Origin of the sequence: Synechococcus sp. CCY9201 (assembly GCF_034931105.1) — a bacterium.
Classification (GTDB): Bacteria; Cyanobacteriota; Cyanobacteriia; order PCC-6307; family Cyanobiaceae; genus CBW1002.
In genome coordinates, this window is sequence record NZ_JAYGIC010000156.1 from 1 (window position 1) to 22,648 (window position 22,648).

27 protein-coding genes are annotated in these 22,648 nt (G+C 61.3%); 21 read left to right on the forward strand and 6 right to left on the reverse strand.

The annotated features are described in order from the left end of the window. From VB716_RS15065 to VB716_RS15085, 5 genes are all read left to right on the forward strand, one after another. On the forward strand, positions 1-636 hold a 636-nt coding region (locus tag VB716_RS15065), incomplete at its 5' end, for a DUF6880 family protein (RefSeq protein ID WP_416238126.1). A 62-nt stretch (positions 637-698) separates the two neighbouring features. Next, positions 699-1,721, forward strand: coding sequence for a DUF952 domain-containing protein (locus VB716_RS15070; protein ID WP_323270907.1), 1,023 nt, complete (start codon positions 699-701; stop codon positions 1,719-1,721). 264 nt (positions 1,722-1,985) lie between these two features. Continuing rightward, the gene (locus VB716_RS15075; RefSeq protein WP_322757298.1) at positions 1,986-2,240 is read left to right on the forward strand and encodes a FitA-like ribbon-helix-helix domain-containing protein; all 255 of its coding nucleotides are present in this window, start codon (positions 1,986-1,988) and stop codon (positions 2,238-2,240) included. Beyond that, positions 2,237-2,536: a PIN domain-containing protein gene (locus tag VB716_RS15080; protein WP_323270908.1), complete on the forward strand. Its 300-nt coding sequence runs from the start codon at positions 2,237-2,239 to the stop codon at positions 2,534-2,536. The genes VB716_RS15075 and VB716_RS15080 overlap by 4 nt, the downstream gene beginning before the upstream one ends. A 230-nt stretch (positions 2,537-2,766) precedes the next feature. Continuing rightward, the gene (locus VB716_RS15085; RefSeq protein ID WP_323270909.1) at positions 2,767-3,042 is read left to right on the forward strand and encodes a hypothetical protein; all 276 of its coding nucleotides are present in this window, start codon (positions 2,767-2,769) and stop codon (positions 3,040-3,042) included. 176 nt (positions 3,043-3,218) lie between these two features. Here VB716_RS15085 and VB716_RS15090 read toward each other — a convergent pair whose 3' ends face one another. After that, entirely contained in the window at positions 3,219-3,665 is a 447-nt protein-coding gene (locus VB716_RS15090; protein ID WP_323270910.1) for a prepilin-type N-terminal cleavage/methylation domain-containing protein, read from the reverse strand. Positions 3,666-4,051: 386 nt separating this feature from the next. On the opposite strand from VB716_RS15090, the gene VB716_RS15095 reads away from it, so the two are divergent. The 15 genes from VB716_RS15095 to VB716_RS15150 all read left to right on the forward strand — a co-directional run bounded on the left by VB716_RS15095 (position 4,052) and on the right by VB716_RS15150 (position 17,267). Beyond that, positions 4,052-4,408: a transposase gene (locus VB716_RS15095; protein ID WP_323270911.1), complete on the forward strand. Its 357-nt coding sequence runs from the start codon at positions 4,052-4,054 to the stop codon at positions 4,406-4,408. 32 nt (positions 4,409-4,440) lie between these two features. Beyond that, positions 4,441-4,776, forward strand: coding sequence for a transposase (locus VB716_RS17515; RefSeq protein ID WP_416238127.1), 336 nt, complete (start codon positions 4,441-4,443; stop codon positions 4,774-4,776). Then, positions 4,685-5,461 (forward strand): IS3 family transposase, encoded by a 777-nt coding sequence (locus VB716_RS15100; protein ID WP_323270912.1) that lies wholly within the window; start codon positions 4,685-4,687, stop codon positions 5,459-5,461. Before VB716_RS17515 ends, VB716_RS15100 begins: the two co-directional genes overlap by 92 nt. A gap of 435 nt (positions 5,462-5,896) precedes the next feature. Then, positions 5,897-6,916, forward strand: a complete 1,020-nt coding sequence (locus VB716_RS15105; RefSeq protein WP_323270913.1) for an NAD(P)-dependent alcohol dehydrogenase — start codon at positions 5,897-5,899, stop codon at positions 6,914-6,916. 77 nt (positions 6,917-6,993) lie between these two features. Next, on the forward strand, positions 6,994-9,222 hold the full coding sequence (katG, locus tag VB716_RS15110) for a catalase/peroxidase HPI (RefSeq protein WP_323270914.1): 2,229 nt from the start codon (positions 6,994-6,996) through the stop codon (positions 9,220-9,222). Between the two features lie 129 nt (positions 9,223-9,351). Further along, positions 9,352-10,977, forward strand: a complete 1,626-nt coding sequence (locus VB716_RS15115; protein ID WP_323270915.1) for a hypothetical protein — start codon at positions 9,352-9,354, stop codon at positions 10,975-10,977. Then, a complete protein-coding gene (locus VB716_RS15120) occupies positions 10,977-11,603 on the forward strand; it encodes a prepilin-type N-terminal cleavage/methylation domain-containing protein (protein ID WP_323246724.1) in 627 nt (208 codons plus the stop codon). The genes VB716_RS15115 and VB716_RS15120 overlap by 1 nt, the downstream gene beginning before the upstream one ends. Before the next feature lie 3 nt (positions 11,604-11,606). Further along, entirely contained in the window at positions 11,607-12,188 is a 582-nt protein-coding gene (locus VB716_RS15125; protein ID WP_322757317.1) for a prepilin-type N-terminal cleavage/methylation domain-containing protein, read from the forward strand. After that, positions 12,188-12,778, forward strand: coding sequence for a prepilin-type N-terminal cleavage/methylation domain-containing protein (locus VB716_RS15130; RefSeq protein ID WP_322757318.1), 591 nt, complete (start codon positions 12,188-12,190; stop codon positions 12,776-12,778). Before VB716_RS15125 ends, VB716_RS15130 begins: the two co-directional genes overlap by 1 nt. A 1-nt stretch (position 12,779) precedes the next feature. Then, on the forward strand, positions 12,780-13,346 hold the full coding sequence (locus VB716_RS15135; protein ID WP_322757319.1) for a hypothetical protein: 567 nt from the start codon (positions 12,780-12,782) through the stop codon (positions 13,344-13,346). 213 nt (positions 13,347-13,559) lie between these two features. Then, positions 13,560-14,237 carry a hypothetical protein gene (locus VB716_RS15140; protein ID WP_323270916.1) on the forward strand — a complete coding sequence of 226 codons (678 nt, stop codon included), beginning with the start codon at positions 13,560-13,562 and terminating at the stop codon, positions 14,235-14,237. A 308-nt stretch (positions 14,238-14,545) separates the two neighbouring features. Next, positions 14,546-15,106: a hypothetical protein gene (locus VB716_RS15145; RefSeq protein WP_323270917.1), complete on the forward strand. Its 561-nt coding sequence runs from the start codon at positions 14,546-14,548 to the stop codon at positions 15,104-15,106. Next, positions 15,107-15,754: a type II secretion system protein gene (locus tag VB716_RS17520; RefSeq protein ID WP_416223839.1), complete on the forward strand. Its 648-nt coding sequence runs from the start codon at positions 15,107-15,109 to the stop codon at positions 15,752-15,754. Positions 15,755-15,819: 65 nt separating this feature from the next. Next, positions 15,820-16,293, forward strand: coding sequence for a pilus assembly FimT family protein (locus tag VB716_RS17525; RefSeq protein ID WP_416223908.1), 474 nt, complete (start codon positions 15,820-15,822; stop codon positions 16,291-16,293). Then, on the forward strand, positions 16,269-17,267 hold the full coding sequence (locus VB716_RS15150; protein ID WP_322757321.1) for a prepilin-type N-terminal cleavage/methylation domain-containing protein: 999 nt from the start codon (positions 16,269-16,271) through the stop codon (positions 17,265-17,267). The genes VB716_RS17525 and VB716_RS15150 overlap by 25 nt, the downstream gene beginning before the upstream one ends. Before the next feature lie 46 nt (positions 17,268-17,313). On the opposite strand, the gene VB716_RS15155 is transcribed toward VB716_RS15150, so the two are convergent. Both VB716_RS15155 and VB716_RS15160 read right to left on the reverse strand, forming a co-directional pair. Beyond that, positions 17,314-17,733, reverse strand: coding sequence for a PilZ domain-containing protein (locus VB716_RS15155; protein ID WP_323270918.1), 420 nt, complete (start codon positions 17,731-17,733; stop codon positions 17,314-17,316). Between the two features lie 17 nt (positions 17,734-17,750). Next, a complete protein-coding gene (locus tag VB716_RS15160) occupies positions 17,751-18,419 on the reverse strand; it encodes an SOS response-associated peptidase (RefSeq protein WP_322757323.1) in 669 nt (222 codons plus the stop codon). 90 nt (positions 18,420-18,509) lie between these two features. On the opposite strand from VB716_RS15160, the gene VB716_RS15165 reads away from it, so the two are divergent. Beyond that, complete coding sequence (locus VB716_RS15165; RefSeq protein WP_323270920.1) at positions 18,510-20,084, forward strand: class I SAM-dependent methyltransferase; 1,575 nt, start codon at positions 18,510-18,512, stop codon at positions 20,082-20,084. Between the two features lie 5 nt (positions 20,085-20,089). Here VB716_RS15165 and VB716_RS15170 read toward each other — a convergent pair whose 3' ends face one another. From VB716_RS15170 to VB716_RS15180, 3 genes are all read right to left on the reverse strand, one after another. Then, the gene (locus VB716_RS15170; protein WP_323270921.1) at positions 20,090-20,761 is read right to left on the reverse strand and encodes an ATP-binding cassette domain-containing protein; all 672 of its coding nucleotides are present in this window, start codon (positions 20,759-20,761) and stop codon (positions 20,090-20,092) included. Between the two features lie 14 nt (positions 20,762-20,775). Beyond that, complete coding sequence (devC, locus tag VB716_RS15175; protein WP_323270922.1) at positions 20,776-21,924, reverse strand: ABC transporter permease DevC; 1,149 nt, start codon at positions 21,922-21,924, stop codon at positions 20,776-20,778. Further along, positions 21,921-22,648, reverse strand: a 728-nt coding sequence (locus tag VB716_RS15180; RefSeq protein WP_323270924.1) for an efflux RND transporter periplasmic adaptor subunit, incomplete at its 5' end; no start/stop codon positions are given. The genes VB716_RS15180 and devC, both read right to left, overlap by 4 nt.

A 22,648-nucleotide genomic window follows, 5' to 3' on the forward strand; every position in this document is an offset into this window, starting at 1 on the left:
GCCCTGGCGACGCTGGAGGGGGTGGACGAGGAGGGGCTGCAGTGGCTGGGGGCGGTGGTGCGACGGCCGCGGATCGAGGCGCTTGAGGCCCTGGGCCGCCGCCAGGAGGCCCAGGGGGAGCGCTGGCAGGGGTTTCTGGAGGATCTCGATGCCGGCCTGCTGCGCGAGTACCTCCGCCGGCTCGATGATTTCGAGGATGTGCAGGCCGAGGAGGAGGCTCTCGATCGGGCGCTGGCCCACGAAGAGCCCGCCGAAGCCCTGGATTTCCTGCTGGCCTGGCCGGATCTGCGCCGGGCGGCGGAGCTGGTGCTGCGCCAGCCCCACCGCTGGAATGGGGAGGCCTACGGGCTCTACGGTCCGGCGGCCGAGCAGCTGGAGGCCGGCCATCCGCTGGCCGCCACCGTGCTGCTGCGGGCGATGGTGAGCTTCGCCCTGGAACACTCCCGCCCGAAGCGCTACCCCTACGCGGCCCAGCACCTGCTGCGCTGCGCCCAACTCGCGCAGCGCATCGACCACTGGCACGACCTACCCACCCACCAGGACTTCGAAGACGACCTGCGGGTGCGCTTCTGGCGGCGGATCGGCTTCTGGCAGGAGGTGGATGGTCTTCAGATGCCGTCCCATGGGCCAGGCTGATGGGCATGGGCGCCAGCGTTGGAAGAAACGGGCCATTGACGACAGCGCCGATCGCATGTCCGATGCCGGTGCTCTACAGCTTCCGCCGCTGCCCCTACGCCATCCGCGCCCGGCTGGCCCTGGCCGCCGCCGGCTTTGCGCCGGGGCCAAACCTGGAGCTGCGAGAGGTGAGCCTGCGGGCCAAGCCGCCCGAGCTGCTGGAGGCCTCAGCCAAGGGCACGGTGCCGGTGCTGGTGGTGCCCGGAAAACGAACCGGGTCCGGCAAGGAAAACGGTTCCTCCTCCGAAGAGACGAAGCCTGCGCAGGTGCTGGAGGAAAGCCTGGAGATCATGCGGTGGGCCCTGGAGCACCGCGACCCGCACAGCTGGTGGATAGGCCGGAGCCCAGCGGCACTGGCGGAGATCACGGCGATGATCGCCGAAAACGACGGACCCTTCAAACACCACCTGGATCGCTTCAAGTACGCCGCCCGCCATGGTGCCGCGGGGGAGCAGGAGCGGCCGATGCACCGGGCCGCCGCCCTGGCGATCCTGGGGCGCTGGAACGAACGGCTGGCGAGAACACCGGAGGGCTGGCTGCTGGGTTCGCGCCCCTCCCTGGCGGACTGGGCCCTGTTACCCTTCGTGCGCCAGTTCCGGCTGGCGGATCCAGCGGGCTTCGATGCCGAACCGGGCCTGGAGCCGCTGCAGGCCTGGCTGTCGCGTTTCCTTGAGAGCAAGGAACTGGCAACGGTGATGGCGCAACCCTGGACCCAGCCCCAGCCGTGGCGATCAGGAGGCTGGATCTATCACCTCGCTCTGGAAAGCGACTGGCAGCAGGCAAAACGGCAGGGCTTTTACGACCGCTCCACCCGCGCGGCAAGCCTGGCGGAGGTTGGCTTCATCCACTGCTGCACGGCCGAGCAGCTCGAGGGGGTGCGGCAACGGTTCTATGCCGATCTGGCCGATCAGCCTGGGGCCCTGCGGCTGCTGGTGATCGACCCACAGCGCCTCAACGCCGAGGTGCGCTGGGAGCTGGTGCCAGAGGTGGGGGAGGTGTTTCCCCATGTGATGGGCGTGATCGGACTGGAGGCCGTTGTGACCTGAGAAAAAAGGGGGATGCTGAGTACAGCAGGTCACCAACAAAAAGAACAACAACCCGTTAAACGCTCGTGGGATTCTGCTACGGACAAAGCCTGATGCGACTGGGATTCTCGAGATGCCGAAAGCCCACAGGGCTGCTCGCCAGTGAATCGAACAGCAGGTGCCCACCCACACCTGGAAGAGCGATTTGCGGATGTGATCTCACCATCCCGAGCCCGAACCGGTCAGCCTTACTAGCGTGATAGCAGAGGCTCTGGAGTTCGTGGGATGGCGCAGTTGCTGGTCCGCAATCTGGAGTTATCGGTGAAGGAGGCCCTGCAGCGCCGGGCTCAGCGCCATGGCCGCAGCATGGAGGAGGAGGTGAGGTTGATTCTGCGGCAGGCGGCGGAAGCGGAGCAGCCCCCGCCCGAGGGCGTTGGCCTGGGATCGCAGATCGCCGCCTTGTTTTCGGACAGCGGCCTGGAGGAGCCGATTGCAGAGTGGCAGGGCCACGAGGCCGCACCCATGGCCTTCGAGGCGTGATCCTGCTCGATACCAGTGTGATCTCGGCTCTGATGCAAAGCAGACCCGATCCAACGGTGGTGAGTTGGTTGGATGAGCTGAGAGCCCAGGATGTCTGGCTGCCCAGTGTGGTGGTGTTCGAATTGCGCTATGCGTGGCCGCTCTACCGGATGGGCAGCGGCGTCGCGGCCTCCACCAAGGCCTTGAGCAGTTATTGGAACAGCTCATCCAGGAGCGCATTGCACCCCTGGATGGCCTGGCTGCAAGCAGGGCTGCGGCACTGGCCGCCGAGCGGAAGGCAAGGGGGCGCCCTGTAGACCTCCGCGACACCTTGATCGCAGGCATTGCCCTGCACGGGGTGCTCGCCTCGCTACCCGTCACACCCGCCATTTCAGCGACACCACCATCGGCCTGATCAATCCTTTTGCACGGTGATGATTAGGTAGATGCTCGATGGCGCATTCTGGAGCTCCTCGGTGATCAACCTCTCCAGGCCAGGGGCGACCCCCAGCGCTGGCCGTGGCTGCAGCGGCTGCTCGCCCTGCTGGTGGCTCCCGAGCTCCAGCTCCGCCAGGCGATCGAGAGTCTGCGGGAGTGGGTGAATGGCAGACTGGAAGCAGCCGAGCTGCTCCAGCTAATCCCAGCCGGCGTGACAGAACGCCTGAGCGGACTCAGCATTCTGGAGATTTGTGCCATGAGCGGCATCACCCTCGAGGATTACAGCCAGAGCCGCGTCTACCAAGAGATCGTCGGGCTTCGCGAAGCCCGCGGTCAAACAATCGGCGAAGCCAGTGTGATTCTGCAATCAACCAAGGCTATTTGAAAATATCTTCTGACTGGCGATCATTCGAGCACCCCAAGAATGCATTTGGCTCAATAAAAAGCGGGGAATAGCTCCCCGCAGTTTAAGAGTGCAACAAATGTATAAACTGGAAATGCATTTTCCCAAGTAACGCCGAGGGGGCTTAAATGTCTTTAAGCAAGGTCTTCGGCGCCCCGTCAACCACCACCACCACCACCAATCACACAAGACATTGCCCCATCAGGTCCAATGGTAATAGTTGCCGTGGTATTTGCAGCTACAGATGTTTGATCCAAGCAGCGGACACCAACGACACCTGTTGGCCAAGTTGCCGTATATACGCCCCCATCCTCAGTACAAGCTTTGGTCTCCTTGACAGAAGCGCCTTCTGCTATAGTGGGTGCTGCGCCAATGTCGGATGCTGCAAATGTTGCGCATTCCTTGGCTATGCCAATCGCTTCGCCGATTGCAGATCCAGCTATGGCTGCATTCCGGGCTTGTAGGTACTGAGGCAATGCAACGGCAGAAAGAATGCCGATCACGGCCACTACAATCATCAGTTCCACCAAGGTGAAACCCTTGGCAAGGCCTTTTCGCTCTTTGCTGAGGGTGCGCAGCAAGGCGAGCTTTGATTTGGCGTTCATGGCTCAAGAGTGACTGAAGTCAGTCTAGGTGTCTTTGGGCTTCTTGCCCTTTACGTCAAATTTGACGTAAAGGGCATTAGGCCCTAAGCAATCATGACCCGGATGCCTTGCCGCGGAATCGATTTGGACTTGGCGAGGGATTGCTCCTAGTGGGAAGTCACTTAAAACATCGACTACACACGACCATCCTCCAAGGACCTTTTTAGCACTTTTGCGGAAATGGCTCACCATTCCTTAAGTTTGCAGGGGCGTTCTGCAGCGATTGGTCAGACGTGGCTTGTCCTACGTTTGATTATTGTTCCGGTTGAGGCTCCACGACGCCCCCGGGTTCAGGAAAAATGTCACCCCTCTGATCCGTACACCCGGGGGCTTGATGGAACAGAGCAATGCGTCGTTACAGCGAGGCTGTCAAGGCTGATGCGAGAAGGCGGATGAGCCCGTCGCAACGCCAGAGCGTGGCCCGGATTTCAGAAGAGCTGGGCACCCACGTGATCACCCTCTACAAATGGAGGAAAACCTGGCGGTTGCAGGGAGAGGTGGTGCCGGCATCCGAGAAGGAACCAGAAGGCTGGAGCGCCGCCGACAAGTTCACGGTGGTGCTGGAGACGGCCGGGTTGAACGCCACCGAGCTCAGCGCCTACTACCGTGAATGGGGCCTGTTCCATGAGCTGGTGAAATGCTGGCGGCAGGTGGCTATAGGTGAAGATACTGGGCTTCTCCGGTTTTCAAGGACAAGTCGATAGGGGTCACGCCATGACCACCAGACTGTCCATCGATGACGAACCCCACCAGAATTAGGCGCCGGTTCACGGCGCAACAGAAGGCGGAGGCCGTGGAGCTCTGCTTGCAGGAGGGCCTCTCTTGCAATGCAGTGGCTCAGCGACTTGGTCTTCCTTCCAGCAGCCTGGCCCGCTCGGTGAGGCAAACCCGCATTGATCGCGGCGATGCCGGTCCCCGTGAAGAGGGCCTGCTCACCAGTGAGGAGCGCGCCGAGCTGAACCGGCTCCGCAAGGAGAACCGTGAGCTCAGGAGAGAGAAGGACTTTTCAGGCTGGCGGCAGCGCACTTCGCCAAGGAGCAGCTGCCGCCGAGAGGTTTCGCCTGATCGATGAGCTCGCCGATCGCCACTCGGTAGCCTGGCTGTGCCGGCAGCTGGGCGTAGCCCGCAGCGGCTTCTACGCCTGGCGGCAGCGGCAGGAGGCGCCGGGAAAGCGTGCGACCGAGAACGCTCTGATCACCGCAGTGTTTCAGCAGCACCGCGGCTTCTACGGCGCGCCCCGGATCCACCAGGAACTGGCCGCTGCCGGCCTCCGGATCGGTCGCCACCGCGTCGCCCGGCTCATGCAGCGGGCGGATCTGCGGGCCTGCACCCGGCGGGCGTTCCGGCCCTGCGCCGGGGGGCACAGGGGAGCTGTGGGGGTGGCCGAGAACCTGCTCCAGCAGGAGTTTCAGCCTCCTGCTCCAAACCGGTGCTGGGCCGGCGACATCACGTATGTCCGCACCACAGCAGGCTGGCGCTATCTGGCGGCGTGGATCGATCTGTTAAGCCGCCGCGTGGTCGGCTGGACGCTGGATCAGCGGATGGATGCCGCTCTCGTGGTCGAGGCCCTCAACCGGGCCCTTGGCCACCGACAGATGGAGCCGGAGCAACTGCTCGTCCACACGGACCAGGGCAGCCAGTACCGGCCTACCGACTACCGTGACCTCCTGAGGAAACGCGAAATCGTCTGCAGCATGTCCGGCAAGGGCTGCTGCTGGGACAACGCAGTGGTGGAGAGCTTTTTCTCCACCCTGTAGCCGAAGGCTTCTGCGAAGCAGTAGCTGGAACTCGACCTCGATGACAATCGAGAGACGCTCATCTCAGCCCAGCAGCTGCAGCCTGATCTGGCCTTCTGGATCAATGGCGATTACAACCATGAACGGCGCCATTCAACGATTGGCTACATCAGTCCGACTATGAGCAGCGGTTCATCGCTGCCTCTACACTCGCCTCTGTGAACGCCTTGACCGCTCGCTGTCCACGAAATCGGGGGAAGCCAATACTCAGCCCAGAAGGGATGGGGTCGGCTGATCGCTGTTGAGCTCTCTCTAAATCTCTGGGGCCAACAGGATTCCCGGGCCGAGTCAAGTACAACATCGACTGGATGATACTTCTGAATCAGAACCAAGACCCCATAGATAGCAGACTTCGCTCGAAGAGACACCTGCATTCGATTCGCAATCACGCCACCCATGCAAGCCTTCACCTACAACCACTACGGCCCACCCGAAGTCCTCCAGCCACAGGAGGTCGACCAACCCACCCCCAAGCCCAATGAAATCCTGATCCGGATCCATGCCACAACCGTGAGCTCAGGCGACTGGAGAATGCGCAGCCTTGAGGTGCCAGCAGGATTTGGCCTGATCATCCGGTTGGTGGCCGGCATCCGGCGGCCACGGCAACCGATCCTGGGCACGGAACTGGCTGGGGTCGTGGAAGCGGTGGGAGGAGAGGTGAGCCGCTTCAAGATTGGCGACCCCGTCGTTGGCTTCAGCGATACCGCCATGGGCTGCCATGCGGAGTACCGCTGCTTACCGGAGGATGGTGCTGTGGCAGCGAAACCCAGCACCCTCTCCTTCGAGGAGGCCGCTGCCCTCTGCTTCGGCGGCACCACGGCGCTGGATTTCCTTCGCCGGGCGAAGCTGCAGCGGGGCGAGCGGGTGCTGATCAATGGAGCGTCTGGCTCCGTTGGCACCGCAGCCGTGCAGCTGGCCAGGCACATCGGCGCCGAGGTGTCGGGGGTGTGCAGCACCGCCAATCTGGATCTGGTGCGCTCGCTCGGTGCCACGCACGTGATCGACTACACCCAGCAAGACTTCACCCAGAACGGCAACCGCTACGACGTGATCCTGGACGCCGTCGGCACGGCTCCATTCAAGCGTTGCCGGCGCTCGCTCAAGCCTGGCGGGCGTCTGCTGCTGCTGGTGGCGGATCTGCCCGCCATGCTGCTGAGCGGCTGGCAATCGCTGATCTCGGGCCGGCGGGTGATCGCCGGGCCCGCCACTGTGCGCCCGGAAGACGTAGCAACCCTGGCAGATCTGGCGGAGACGGGGGCCTACCGGCCCGTGATGGATCGCTGCTATCCGTTCGAGCAGATGGTGGCGGCGCATCGCTATGTCGACACCGGGCGCAAGCGGGGCAATGTCGTGGTCAGGCTCGATCCAGAGCCACGACTCGATCCCGCGCCACTACGGAATGTGATGGGCGCCTGACCCTCCAGGCAGGTGTGCATACGGTCGAGGGGAACGACTCCACCCCGTGGACGACTCCCTCCCGCTGCCGCACCGCGATGACTGAGCTTGGCCAGTGCCCGTTTGCGGGGCGCGCTGCGACCACCGCCGCATCCGGAGGGTCCGCGAACCAGGCCTGGTGGCCCCACCAGCTCAACCTGGCGATCCTGCACCAGCACAGCCCGGCCTCCAACCCTCTGGGCGAAGCGTTCGACTACCCCGAGGCCTTCAGTCAGCTGGATTTCGCTGCCCTCAAGCGCGATCTCCATGCCCTGATGACCGACTCGCAAGACTGGTGGCCGGCCGACTGGGGCCACTACGGCGGCCTGTTCATCCGCATGGCCTGGCACAGCGCCGGCACCTACCGCACCGCCGACGGCCGCGGTGGCGCCGGCACCGGCAACCAGCGCTTCGCGCCGATCAACAGCTGGCCCGATAACGGCAACCTCGACAAGGCTCGCCGTCTGCTCTGGCCAATCAAGCAGAACTACGGCAACCGCATCTCCTGGGCCGATCTGATCATCCTCACGGGCAACTGTGCCCTCGAGTCGATGGGCTTCCCCACCTTCGGTTTCGGCGGCGGCCGTGTCGACATCTGGCAACCGGAAGACGATATCTACTGGGGCCGCGAAACCACCTGGCTCGGCGATGAGCGCTACAGCGGCGAGCGCGAACTGGAGAACCCCCTGGCTGCCGTGCAGATGGGGCTGATCTATGTGAACCCCGAAGGCCCCAATGGCGAGCCCGATCCGGTGGGCTCCGGACGGGATGTGCGCGAAACCTTCGCTCGGATGGCGATGAACGACGAGGAAACCGTGGCCCTTGTGGCCGGCGGCCACACCTTCGGCAAGGCCCATGGCGCCGGCAGTCCGGAGCTGATGGGGCCCGCCCCGGAAGGGGCCAGCCTCGAGGAGCAGGGGCTGGGTTGGAACAACCACTTCGGCAGCGGCAAGGGCGCCGATACCACCACCAGCGGCATCGAGGGCGCCTGGAAGCCCAACCCCACCACCTGGGACTGGGGCTATTTCGAGATGCTGTTCGGCTACGAGTGGGAGCTGGAGAAAAGCCCGGCCGGTGCCTGGCAGTGGCGGGCCAAAGATGTGCGCGAGGAGCACCTGATCCCCGACGCCCACGACCCCAGCAAGCGGCACCGGCCGATGATGACCACCGCCGATCTGTCGCTCCGCTTCGATCCGATCTACGAGCCGATCGCCCGCCGCTTCCACCAGGATCAGCAGGCCTTCGCCGACGCCTTCGGCCGCGCCTGGTTCAAGCTCACCCACCGCGACATGGGGCCCAAGGCGCTCTACCTCGGTCCCGAAGTGCCCGCCGAAGACCTGATCTGGCAGGACCCGATTCCGCCCATAGACCATCCCCTGATCGATGCCGCCGCCATCGCCGAGCTGAAGGATCAGGTGCTGGCCTCGGGGCTGTCGGTGCCGGAACTGGTGGCCACCGCCTGGGCCTCGGCCTCCACCTACCGCGGCTCCGACAAGCGCGGCGGCGCCAACGGTGCCCGGATCCGCCTGGCCCCCCAGAACAACTGGGAGGTGAACCAGCCCGAGCAGCTGGCCAAGGTGCTGGCAGTCCTTGAAGGCATCCAGCAGCAGTTCAACGCCAGGCAGATCGCAGCCCAGAGCGCCACGCCAGCCCCTGGCACCCGTATCTCCCTGGCCGATCTGATCGTGCTCGCGGGTTGCGCGGCCGTGGAGCAGGCTGCCCGGGCCGGCGGCCATGAAGTGTCTGTTCCCTTCAGGCCGGGCCGGGCCGATGCCTCCCAGGAGCAGACCGATGCCGCCTCCTTCGAGCCCCTGGAACCCCAGGCCGATGGCTTCCGCAACTACCAGAAGCGCGCCTTCGCGATGCGGGCCGAAGAGCTGCTGATCGACCGGGCCCAGTTGCTCACCCTCAGCGCGCCGGAGCTCACGGTGCTGGTGGGTGCCCTGCGGGTGCTGGGAGCCAACACTGGCGGCTCACCCCACGGCGTGTTCACCCACCGGCTCGGCACCCTCAGCAACGACTTCTTCGTGAACCTGCTCGACATGGGCACGGTCTGGACACCCATCGCCGAAACCGCCAAGGCCGGTGAAGCCCAAACCTTCGAAGGCCGCGACCGCCACAGCGGTGCGTTGCGCTGGACCGGCACCCGGGTGGACCTGGTCTTCGGTTCCAACTCGCAGCTGCGGGCGATCGCGGAGGTCTATGCGCAGAACGATGGCGGCGAGAAGTTCGTGGCGGATTTCATTGCAGCCTGGGACAAAGTGATGAATCTTGATCGCATCAACTAATCGCATCAACCAGCCTCGGGAGTAAACTTGCCTGACAAGCTTTGTGCTGGCGTTGACTAGCCAGCCAGTCGTGGTGCGCGTGCAGCAGCGGATCTAGGGTGAAGAGGCGGAAGGGGTCGGGTGAGTTCCATGAACCGGCAACATCCAGGGTCGCCCACCTCCGAACAGGGCTTCTCGCTTGTGATCGTCTTCCTGCTCTCCCTCGGGGTGCTGCTCACGGGAGTGGCGACCATGGGCCGCATCAGCTTCGGCTGGATGGGTGCCGCCTGGCAGGCCCAGAGCCGCGAAGCCAGGGAGGCGGCCGAGATCGGGATGACGCGGATCGTGAGTGAGCTGAACCGGGAGCGAAACCGCAGACTGCTGGTGAATGCCTCGGTGCTGGACACCCAGAGCCGCACCTACATCGAGAATTCCACCAACGAAGCGATCACCGGATCGTTCTGCACCACTGCTTTGCCACTGCTCAATGGTGCGTTTCCTGCCGGGACCGATCCCAAAGCACAACAGATCATTGATGCAGATCGCCGCTTCCAGCTGGTGAGTATCAGCCAACCAGCGGCTTCCAGCGAGATGGAACCTGGCAGCCCCAGCAGCCGCAATGATTCCGATGCGAATGGCACCGAGAGTTTCAAAGTCACCACCGGATACGACCCGGATGGAACCGGTACCGCTGAATTCCCGGCTCGCGCCGGTGAGCTCACGATCACGGTGCGCGGCATGGCCTATCGCAACAACACCCTGATTGCCACCACCACCCTGAGGCGCACATTTGAAGTGGTGCCGAAATGCTGCTGGGGCTCCCTGGGAGGCTATGGCGGAGCCTTCGGTGTGGATACCAGACCCTGCCCCACGATCGGCATCGGCATCGTGGGTGGCGCGGCGGAAAACGACACCGGAGAGATCACCATCCTGGGCAGCTCCGCCAGCATCATCACAGGCGACGGAGACCAGATCCCCTTTGTGTATTGCATTGCCTCCAGCACCTGCAGCGTGAGTGTGAACCAGAATCTGGGCACAGGCGTGAAAGTGGTGGATGCGAAGATGCCACGCATTCCCATGCCACCAATCACAATCTGCCTGGATCAGAACACGGCACTCTGCAATCTAGATCTCGATGATAATGGGTTACCCAATAGTGGCGGCAACCTCTTGCTGGATACAGGGGTAGCGCTGTCCAGTTGGCCGGCCAACTTTCGCAGTGTATGCATGCGTGATACGGCTACCCCACCGGTCACCACCTGCAGCATCAACACCCTTGATTTCGGTCACAACAACCGCACCCTTTCCGTGGATACGCGCGGTGGGCCGATCCGCCTCTACTTCCCCAACAGCCAGAGCGGCAGCACCAAAACGATTGACATGCGCAACAACGGTGGCTTTATTCATATCAATTCCAGCAATACCGGCAGCGTTCCCTCCGATATCACCGATTTGACCTTCTTCGGCTGCCAGCCATCCAGCACACGGACCTGCAGCCCGCACCAGCTGGTGAGCATCGGCAATGGCAGCGCTGCGGCCTTGAAGCTGTTTGCCTATTTCCCCAATGGCGACGTCACCATTGGGGGCAATGGCAGTTTTGAAGGTGTGATGTGGGTCGATCAACTCGGCTCTAATGGCAACATCACCTTCATCATCCCTGGCTCTGGCATCTCACAGGTTCTTGATTTGATGGGCATGGGTGGAACAGCCCCCACCCAGGAGTTTCCGATGGTCGACTATGTGACCCGCGCAACCAAGTCACTTCAGTTCTTTTAATGGCCAGCCTGTTGCTTCGAACTCGCTTGGCAGCGGCTGCGAACAACCGCCGCGGCAACGATGGCTTCAACCTGGTTGAGCTGCTGATCTCCAGCGTGATCCTGCTCATCACCCTCGTGGGCGCAGTGACCATCTCCGTGACCAGCAGTATGAACAGCTTCCGCACGGGCCAGCGTTATCAACAGGAAGCCGCCATTGATGCTGATCTTGCCCTGATCCAGCGCTACAATGATCGCTACACCTGCGCGAGCGGCACCTGCGAGATTCTTGCCGGCACGGGTGACATGGGCCGCAACGATTTCTTTCCCGATCCAGTGCCCAGCCTCTCGCAACCTGACAGCAACCATGATGGGGTGGCAGATGCGGCCGAAACAGCCCTTGAGGCCATCCAAGACCGATGCCGATATCGCAACAACCTTGATCTGGTCACTCCACTCAAGACTCTGATTGAAGCCAATCTGGCCGCTCCCATTCCCTCCGAATTGCAGCGAACCATCGCAGTGGATGCCACCACGCAGGGCGGCGCTCACCGGTATACGGTGACCTATACCAATCTCCAGACCAACGAAATGATGCGCCAGATGACCCTCAGCCCCGCCACTGTGGCCTGGTGTCCGCGCATCTGAGCCATGGAACGTCGTGATCATGGCCGTAGACTGGATGCCGTTGGCTTCACTCTCTCGGAGCTGCTGATCACCGTTGCGGTGCTGGGCATCCTCTCGGCAGTGGTGATGAATGGATTCGGGATGAATGAGTGGAGACGAAGCAGGGTGAATGCGGTGGCGCTGGAATTGAATGGCTGGCTTGAGGCGGTGCGACGCTCGGCGCTGAAGGGCACCGGCTGTCGTGTGACGATCCAGACCGCCACCCAAGCCACCGCCGGTTCAGTGATCGCTTCTGCAGCACCGGTCACCACGGCAGCCGTCACGGTGCCCAACACCTGCATGAGCCAGCAACCACTACGCATCCTTTCCAATGCCGGCAATGATGTGTATGCGATCAGCGCTGATCCCGCCACGTTCACCTTTACGCCACGTGGCACGACACGTGGATTAGCTAATGACAACCAGAATGATCTGGAGATCACGATTGCTCTCAATGGTGAACCACCGATGCGCTGTGTCCAGCTCAGCTCACCACTTGGGGTGGTGCGAATCGGCACCAACGACACCTCTGCGAGTGGCAATTGCACCTACCCAGGAGCATTCTGATGAATCCATTCTTCGCCCAGCCTCACCTCCGCAGACTGGCTCGACCGTTTGGCCTCACCCTTGTGGAACTGCTGGTGGCGGCAGCCATCGGTGCGGTGATTCTGGCAGCAGCGGCTCGTGTGCTCACCAGTGATATTCGCTCCAATTCCAGCCAGGAGGCGATTCAACGCTTACGTGATCATTGGGGTCGCGTCAGTTACTTTGTCGATACGGAAGTAAGGGAAGGCTTGAGCGTGAGCTTGGCGAACGGCAGCGGAGAGTGTTCTTCCGTCTCTAACCCTTACCTCGCCATCACAGTTCCCAATCCAGCTGGAGGTACAGGTACAATTTATTACTACAATATCAATGGCGATCTCTGGCGCTGCGGACCGGACATCGCAGAGGATGGTTCGTTGACATTCAATACCGTGATCAATGGCATGCTGGTGGAACGAGCCACGATGCAGGTCACGATTGCGAACGCTACCAACATGTCGTATGTCCTCACCATGAACAGCCGCACCGGAAGCGGCGGCATCACCTATTCGGCCAGCAGTGAGGCCCGCACCACGGCTCGCAGCTGCGATGCCACCTCAGGCATCTGTTACTGACGTGCAAACCGTGGCCTGGCGGCGTATTCACCTTCCACTACTGGTGATGATTGCAGGGTTCACGATTGGTTGCACAACAACCGAGCCGCGTTTTTCGCCGGCCTCTGATGCAGGCCGGCGCGCCTGCATCGAGGAGGTGCAGGCCAACTACGCCCCGAGGGGTCGCGTCCAGGCGATGCAGCAGTGCATGACCACGATTGACGGCCGCCTGGAAGACCTGCGACAGCTTGCCGCCGAAAAAGACACTGGCGCCGACACCAATCCTGTCCCCAGCACAACGCCCTCCTCAGCAGAAGATCGCTATCTTTATTGTCGCCTGCATCAAGGCGACGTTCAGGCTGCTGAACGAGAGCGGCAAAAAAGGCAAAGCATCCTGATTACGGCATCCAAGCACGGAAGACTTGATAACGACGCCTATATCCAAGCCGAAAAAGATTACAACCTCAGTGTCGCGCGACTCGAGGCCCTCATCCCCCCTCCGATGCGGAACGGCCTTCCCTTGATTCCGGAAGCAATCACACTCTACAGCTCTTGCAACCCTGACCATTTCTACGATCAATCCCGCTGAGAAGCCATCTTTCTTTGCCTTTGTCATCAGCATGACCCTGCTGACCAGTCCGATGATCAGAGCGGCGGCAGGAATGCCTGCCGGCGTCGTGGCTTTCTAAGACTGGCAAAGTAAGCCAGCATCATTCAACCGGGCACTGACCAGAGAGCTTGTTTCGGCCAGTGGCGATGTCTACTCATCCGTTCAGTGACAGCTAGGCTGAACTTGGAAGCAATGGAAGATATGAAGCCGCCAGCGCCAAGCCACATCCCAGCCAAGAGCTGCAACACACGCTCACGCCTATGGTCAATTGGTCAATTGAGAAAGATCAGGTCCAGTGGTGTTGTTCTGCCTTACGTAATCCTCACGGCACTGATTGCAGTCCTCGGTATCGTTGCCTTGGCGGCACGCAATTCCGAATCACAGCTCAGTTCAATCCGCCAGAGTGATGCGGCCACCGCCAAGGAAGCAGCGGAATATGGAATGAATGAGATTATCGGCAAGCTGAACTCAGATGCCTTCGGCTACCTATGGGTCACGAACTGGAATTCCTCTGCCAGTCCACCGAACTGGGTCTCGGTGACGACAGCCAACCTTGCAGCCTGCAATATTGATATCAGTGGAACTCCAGGTACTTCCAGCCTTGTGGGAATTAAGTCTCTCTCCACAATCTCTACCGCCAAGTACCAGCTCACCAGTTTTGTTCCACCACAGTTTCCGCCAGGGTCTCCAGCAAATGCGTCTTGTACGATGTTTGGCAATCTCTTCGGAGGATCCGCCTCCATCACTGTGCGAGGTTCCTTGCAGAGGCCCTCTGGCACGGAAGTTTCCAATTATGAGTTGACCAGACGTGTGCATGTCTCGGACCTGTTGGCAGCGCTTCCAACCTTGGAGACTTTCCCCTGCTGCTGACCGGGCCTGGATCTCGACTGAACAAAGCGGATGGCGATTTTGTACAGGCATCATCCCCTTCTACAAATGTAAATTCAGCCACAGATGTTCCTATTGCTTGCACTGAATCAGCGGGCTGTCTTACAACGACTCCGTCGGCAACGGCAGTTGTGGATTTATCGAGTATCACGATGCCTGTATTCCCAACACCCACTTCACTCGGAGACCCTACCGGTCGAGATCCCAATGGCAGTGCCGTCACTCAAAACCTTACGGATACCGTTTCCAATTATCCATACACAGGATCCGTACCAGGAAGCATCTCCGACGTGAATGCAAACCTGCGATCAGAGTGCAAACTTGCCCCTTCATCGAGCCCAACTAGTATTATTTGCCTGCTTAATAAGATCACTGTTGCCAAGAACAAAGACTTGACAATTGACACCACTCACTACCCGATTAATATTTTTGTCAAGGGAGACATGCAAATTCAACAAGGAGGTTTGATCGGAGCCAAAAGCCCAAGCTCTAACTGGAGTCGACTGAGAGTCTACGGCAGTAATTCAGGATCATCTTGTGGAGGCCAAGACATTAGGATCGAGGGTTCTGGCTCGTTTTTTCAGGGCGCATTTTCATGGTTCCCCAAAGCCAATGTTGAGTTTGGCAATGGCGGCGGTGGTGGCAATAATGCCAATAACTTTGGCATCATGTGGATGTGCAAATTTACTGGGCCAGGTAGCGAAAACCAGGCATGGGGGGCACCTGTGGATGGAGGAGCAGGCCTGGGAACGATCTTTGGTTCAGCTCTGCCCGGTGGTGCTAATGACACAGTGGATCCAGGCTCCATTCCATCCTCTCTCAACTTCTATCGTGGATACGGAGGAGGTTAAGTGTTGAACTTCCGTCTACCATCTTGTCGCTATCCAGCGCTCTCTGTCCAGTCCAAACGAGGTCAGAGCAGTGGCTTTAATCTGCTGGAGGTGCTTCTTGCTGTAGCGATAGCAGGCCTAACGATGGCAGCCATATCGACTACATTTTCATCGCAGCTCAGCACAGCACGCAGATCAAGTGATCGCAGTCAAATAGAGTCAGTCATTGCCGAAGACCTTGCTTGGATTCGCAACTATGCGACAATATGGAGAATGGAGTCAGGCCCCTATAATCTCACAACTACACAGACAAAGGCTTCAAGCTTCGCATCCTCTCCATCCGTTTCCTATTCACCCGATCCATCACTCTGTTCGTCCGGAGGATTGGCCTCCAGCTTTGTCTCTGATGCAGCGAGTGTCACGTTAAGCCCGGCGCGCCCTAATTCCATCCCAACGACATCGGGATCCCAGCAATCTCTAACCATCCCAGGCGGAATCCCTGGCGTTAGCCTGAATCGCAGAATTACATTTTCCTCCACCACTCCCGACGACAACCGTATCTACGTGTACTACAATCTCTCCGGAGAGAACTCTTCTGCCTTATCCATATCAAGAGAATCATCAATTTATCTTGAGGCAGCATCTTGGTGCAAGGATCCAACACCATGAAGCTTGTCACTCGCTGTTTTCTGCGACACTCCACCCCCAAGGATAGTTTCACGCTGGTTGAGTTGATGATCACAGTCGTGGTTCTCTTGACTCTGTCATCCATCGCTTTTCGCTCATTCTCTGACTTTCTTGAGCAGAGAAAGTTGCGCCAAGCCGCGATTGAGCTGGCGGGCTTACTTCGAACCTCGCGAACATTGGCTGTCAAGAACGCCGCATCTTGTCAAATCATCCAGACCAGCAGTTCCACAGCGACTTTTGGGGCCAATTCATCGTTCACTGGCAATACGTGCACATCGTCCAACGTACCTCCGCTGAGCCTTCGAGCCGCCGCGGGTTCTAATGCTGTATCGGCGACAGATGCCACGTTCACCTTCACGCGCTCAGGCTTTGCAGCGGGATCTTCGGCTACGACTCTGATTTCATCGCCAAACTCTCAATCTAGATATTGCGTCAGCCTAACTAGCCCTTCGGCAATTGTGAGAATAGGCTGGACGAATGGATCAGCCGTATCATCTTGCAACTTTCGTTCTTCAGGATGATGAAACTGAATCGCTCTCCCTGTCAGCATCGCTTGCTGCAACGAGATACAGCAAGATCTGAACTGGCTTGCAAAGGTGCTCTCCAGGATGTCTCATCCGCTGGTGTGACCTTAGTTGAATTGTTAATTGCTTCGGCGATTGGCGCTCTTGTCATTGCTGGAATTGGCAGTGCAGTTCTCACGTCTGAGGTCCGTCTTTCAGGAGCCAATGTGGTTTCCCAGACCCTCAAAGATGATCTTGCGCAAGCGTCTAATCTGATCCGCTATGAAGTTGAGATGTCTTCTTTGGTTGAAGACAGTGGAACCTATCCAACAGCATGCGGAACAGGGGCTAGTGTCAAGTTGGTCATTACCGGAAAATACGGAGCATGGCAAGTATTTTATGCGACACGCTCAGTGCCTTCAACTTCTACTGATTGGACCGGTCCTTTTGCCTTGGTGCGTTGCGGCCCTGTCTATAATTCTTCTGGCAACATCAACTCTGGGGGAGCATCGTTTGAGTCTGTTGTATTGGATCGTCTTCCGACGGCAACTTCCATGACGGCAACTCTAAATAAAACCAGTTCTACATTGGCCCGCAGTCTTGAGGTCACTCTGGCCGCACAGGCAGGATCCTCTAGCCCGGTGACAAGAACCTTCCAGTCCACAACAGACTCAAATCCGATCTTTTCCCTTTACGATCTCTACTTGAACAATCCATCCTCCTGTGCCGGCGGATCCTCGCCTTGCAGCACCGCTGGAGGTGTCAACCATTACAGGCCACTCACCTCTACCACGACGATTACAGCCATCAGTACGGAATCAGATATCGCCTACTTTCCTGGCCAGATCTCCTCCTATTCTTTCCGAAAGACTTCTACAGCTGGATCGGGACCATGCACTAGAACATCATGCTATGTGAGCGGTGGTGGCTATGGTCTTCAGCTCAATAACGTGAACGTACTTGTTTTCTCAGACGGAGAGTTGAGGATCTAACCTTGACAGGCTTCACGAAGAAAAACAAGGACAGAAAACAGCCAGACTATCTCTTCTGCTCATAAACGGACAAAAACGTCCCCTGCAGCTCAATCGGCTTGTCATATTTGCAGCCGACAAAGTAAGCTGATCCCACATGATCCATCCACATCACGGTAGCGTTGCTCACCAGAGGATCACCCGGACTGGGATTGCGGATGAGCACCTGGCCATGATCCCCGGGCACAGGGGATCCCTCCTTGTCAGGAATGGCGATGCAGCAGCCTGAAAGGCTGACATCCCATAGGCGAGCTTTGTACTGCTGGCCATCGATCTCTAAAATCGCAGCAATCTGAACCGAGAAAGCCGGCACACTGAAGCGGGGCTCCTTGCGTGGGGAAAAGCCTTTCTTTTCGCTCCTGTTGGCCACGCCCGATCCTCTTGATTCAGCGCTCCTCCACATTGGCATTTCGCTGGTATCCCCCATCACGCTAGCGGGTTACCTCAGAGATGGAAGAGGGTCATCTGCTGATCCGGTCCAAGCGCCCGGCCCCTGGCAGGTCCAGGGTCCGCCTGCCACGAGTCGCCCTGCTCCACGGGCTCCAGAAGGGGTTCGAGGGCCCGCAGGGCAGCTCCATTCGCCGGCTGCAGCCAGGCGTCTTCCAGTCCGTCCGGCAGGATCACCGGCATGCGGGGGTGGAACGGAGCCACCAAGGCATTGGCGCGGGTGGTGAGCACGCAGCAACTCTCCACCTCACTGCCATCCGGGCCGATCCAGCGGTCCCACAGACCCGCCAGCCAGAAGGGCTGCCGGTCGCGGCGGCTCACCCACACACAGCGTGATCCGCGACCTTCGCGATAGGCAGTCGCCGGCAGCAGGCAGCGGCGATGGCGCCAGGCGCCTCGGAAACTCGCCTTCTCGGCCACGGTTTCACTGCGGGCATTGATCGGCCGGGGGGTACCCAGCGGTTGTTTCTGCCATTCCGGCAGCAGGCCCCACAGGGCCAGCCCCACCTGCAGCTGGCCATGCTCCTGCCGCTGAATCAGCACCGGCTCCCCTGCAGCAATCTCCTGCCGCGGTGCGTAGTGGGCCGCCAGGCCTTGCGGCAGCGGACCCTGCAGACGCAGCAGCAGCTGGTCGATGGGGCTGGTGAGAGAATAACGACCACACATCGGTCAACTGTGGCAGTCAGCGTCGCCGGCAGCCGCTGGATCTCCCATTCTGGTGCGATTCTCCAAGCGGTAGCAGGTATCTCCTGAGTCATGGATTACCGCCAGGACCGACTGTACCCAGCTTTTGTGCACCGGGAACTGGCCGTCTCCTGGCTGGCAATCGCCAGCCAGCTTGGCGGTCGCCATCGCTGGGATCTGCGGCAGGGGCGTTTCACCGTTCTTGAGTTCGGCTGCGGCCACGGTCTGAACCTGATCTTCAACGCCGCCGCCCATCCCGATGCCCAGTTCTTCGGCATCGATTTCCATCCCAGCCATGTGGCGCGGGCCACCACACAGGCCAGGGAGCTTGGTCTGAGTAATGTGCAGTTCGCCGTGGCGGATCTGCGGGATTTCACCGAAGGACCGCCGGATCGCGGCCCCTGTCGCCTCTGGCCCGAGGCCTACGACCTGGTGCTGGCCCATGGCATTGCCAGCTGGGTGGACGCGGACACCCGCCAGGCCTTGCTGGAGGCGGCAAGCCACAACCTGCAGCCGGGTGGACTCTTCTACTGCTCCTACAACACCTATCCAGGTTGGTTGTCACGCAGCCCTCTGCAGATGCTGGCTCTGGAGCTGGGTCTGCTGAGTGGTCACAACACCAGCGAGGCCTCACTGCAGCAGGCCACGGCCTGGCTTCAAGAGCTGCTCGGGGATGGGGACACCCACACATCGCCCCTCGGCAGGTTCCATCCGGAATTACGCACTGCTCTGCAGGCGTTGACCAATGCACCGGGCACCTACCTGCTGGGGGAGTACCAAGCCACCCATCAACCGCTCTATGTGGGGCCCATGCATCGAGCCTGCGCTCAAGCAGGCCTGACCCACGTGGGCTCGGCCACCTTGCCGGAACTCTTCCCGCAGATGCTCGATCCGATCCGGGCCGCCTGGGTTGCACAGGCCCGACATCCAGCACTGCAGGAGATCCTCTTCGACCTGGCCATCAGTCAATCGTTTCGGCGCGATCTCTTTGCCCGTGGGGTGGTTCCTCCCAATTCCTCCGACACCCAGGTCGAACTGGCTTCCCTGCCTCTGATCCTGCGACAGGATTCCCTGAAAGCCCGCCAGGGATTCCCCACCAGCATGGGAACCATGGCCATCAATGCCGCCATTCTCCAGACTGTGGATCGGGTCCTGGCTGATGGGCCCCGCAGCCTGGGTGAACTGGCCCAGGAGTTGGGGAAGGCACCCCGCGATCTCTTGCCCCAGCTGGCACTGCTGCTGGATCAGAATCGGGTGGGCACCGATCCATTCGCAGCCCTGGCCGCAGGTTCCCAGCCAGGCCTCAAGGCGGCCGAGCCGGCCGAAATCACAGCCTTCAACCAGAAGCTGGTCGAGCTGGCATCTCGGGGGAAGGGGGCCGGTGGACTGCTGGCACCGGATCTGCGACTTCCCATCCCTCTGGGAGACGCCCAGATCCTGCTGACCCAGGTGGAGGGGCTCGGACTCAAGGATGCCGATCGGGTGCAGATGGTGGCAATGGGAATACTGAGGGCTGGCCTCACCCTGCACGATCAGAAGGGTCAGGCCGTCCGTGACAAGCAGGGGATTTCCGATCTGTTGGCACAACTCTGGCAAGAGTTACAGGGAGCAGGGATGGAAGATCTCAGGCGGCTGGGGCTGTTCTGATCCGCTCAACACAGCCGGCCGTCCTCCATCGACACGGTGCGATCGGCCACGTCGAGGATGCGGCTGTCGTGGGTCACCAGCAGGATCGTGCAGCCCCGCTCGCGGGCCAGCCGCTGCATCAACGTCACCACCTCGCGGCCGGAGCGGCTGTCGAGGGCGGCCGTGGGTTCATCGGCCAGCAGCAGGGGCGGCTCGCCCACCAGTGCCCGGGCCACCGCCACCCGTTGCTTCTGGCCGCCCGAGAGCTGGTCGGGTTTCATCTCCAGGTGATCGCCCAGCCCCACGCTCTCCAGGATCCGGCGGGCGCGGCGGTCCATCTCGGCGGTGCTCAGGGTGCCGCGCATCTCCAGCGCCATGCGCACGTTCTGGGTGGCGGTGAGGCTGCGGTGCAGGTTATGGGCCTGGAAGATGTAGCCGTGTTCGCGCCGCGCCAGGGTGAGGGCCCGGTCCGATCCGCCCATCAGCTCGCGGCCCAGCACCCGTAACGAGCCGCTCTGGGCCGCCCGCAGCCCGCCGATCAGGGTGAGCAGCGTCGTTTTGCCCGAACCGGAGGGTCCGGTGAGCAGCACGATCTCGCCCTTCTCCACCTCCAGCGCCACATCGAACAGCACCTGGCGCCGCACCGCTCCGCGGCCGAAGCTGTGGTTGAGCCCATGAATCGAGATCGCGCTGGCCATGGCGGGGCTCCTGCTCAGAACAACTCAGCCGGGTCGGCCGCCTGCAGCCGCCGCGTCGCGATCGCCCCCGAGGCCAGGCACATCACCAGCGTCAGCACAAACACCGTGATCGCCCGGCCAGCGGTCATGGCGATCGGCAGGCGCGTGGCATTGGCGGCCAGCGCATACAGCCCCACCGGCATCACCGCACCGGGGATGAAACCGAGCGCCGCCAGGATCAGGGCCTGCTCCATCACCACCAGCAGCAGATAGCGGTTGCGGAAGCCCATCGCCTTGAAGGTGGCGTATTCGCGCAGGTGGGCATTCACATCCGTCGACAGCACCTGATACACAATCACCACCCCCACCACAAACGCCATGGCCGTACCCAACCCGAAGATGAAGCCCACCGGGCTGGCCACCCGCCAGTAGTTCTCCTCGAACTGGATGAAATCGGCGTCACTGAGCACCTTCACATCATCGGGAAGATGGCGTTTCAGGGCCTCCACCACCGCGGCGGTGTCCTGATCCGGCGCCAGGGTGAGCAGCCCCACGCTCACACTGCCGGCGCTCACCCGCGGAAACATCCGCAGGAAGGTCTGGTCGCTGGCCATCAAGGTGCCATCGGCACCAAACGAGGCCCCCAGCCGGAACAGACCCGCCACCGTGATCGTGCGCCGCTCGATCTCCGTGGTGACCCGCTCACCCCGATCGATCCGATCGATCACCTCGGCGTACTGGCCCCGTGCGCCCCGGTCGAACAACACCGTATCGGGCAGTTTCAGCGCATCGGCCTGGGCCATCACCTCCGGCAGCCGCAGCACAGCAGCGTCGGGATTGAAGCCCAGCACCTGCACCGTGGCGCTGCGCAGGGTCTGGGGATTGCGCCAGGTCACGGTGCGGATGTACAGCCCCTGGGCATCCACCACCCCGGGCACATCCAGGGCCTGAAACAGGCGGCGGCGGGGAAAGGTGGAGAGGTTCTGCAGGTTCAGCGCCTTGGGGCTGATCAGCACCACATCGGCGTTGAAGGAACGATCCAGCCGGGTGTTGCTGTCGTACAGCGCCGCCTGGAAGCCCAGCTGCATGAACATCAGCAGATCGGCGAAGGCGATGCCGGCCAGCGCCACGATGAAGCGGCCCCGTTCGTGGCGCAGCTGCAGCCAGCCGAGGGGGGTTCTCATGGGCCGATCACCGCGCGCACCTGCAGGTTGGTGAGGCCCGAGGCCCGCAGGTTGCTCTCCGGCGTCAGCGGCGCCCGCACCTCCACCACCCGGCTGTCGCTGTTGGCGCTGGGGTCGGTGTTGATCACGCTCTGGCGCAGCACGATCGCGCCGATCAGACCGACCCGCCCCTCCAGCGGACGCGGCAGGGCCGGGCTGCTGATCCGCACCGGCTGGCCCGGCTTGACCCGCGGCAGGTCGCTTTCATACACCTCCGCCACCACCTGCATGCGCCGGGTCTGGCCGATCTGAAGGATCCCGGCGTTGCCGGGCGATTCGCCGGCGCGGGCTAACACCCGCAGCACGCTGCCATCGATCGGGGAGCGGATCAGGTTGTCGTCGCGGGCGGCCTCGGCCTGTTGCAGGTTGGCCTGGGCCTGTTCAAGGCCGCGCTGGGCCGCTTCCACATCGAGATCGGTGCCGCCGGAGCCCGCCGTGCTGCGGGCACGCTGCCGCTCCAGCAGCACCCGGGCTTCCTGCAACGAGGCGCTCACGGTGTCGAGGGTGAGCTGGCGCGCGTCGCGCTCCTCGGCCGACACCGCCCCGCTGGCGAACAGGGTCTGGTACCGGCGGGCTTCTGTGGCCGCCGTCCGTTGCTGGGCCTCAAGCGAGCGCACCTTGGCCAGCTGGCTGGCTTCGCCGCTGCCGGCATCGGCGCGGGCGATGGCCAGCCGCGAGCGCAGCA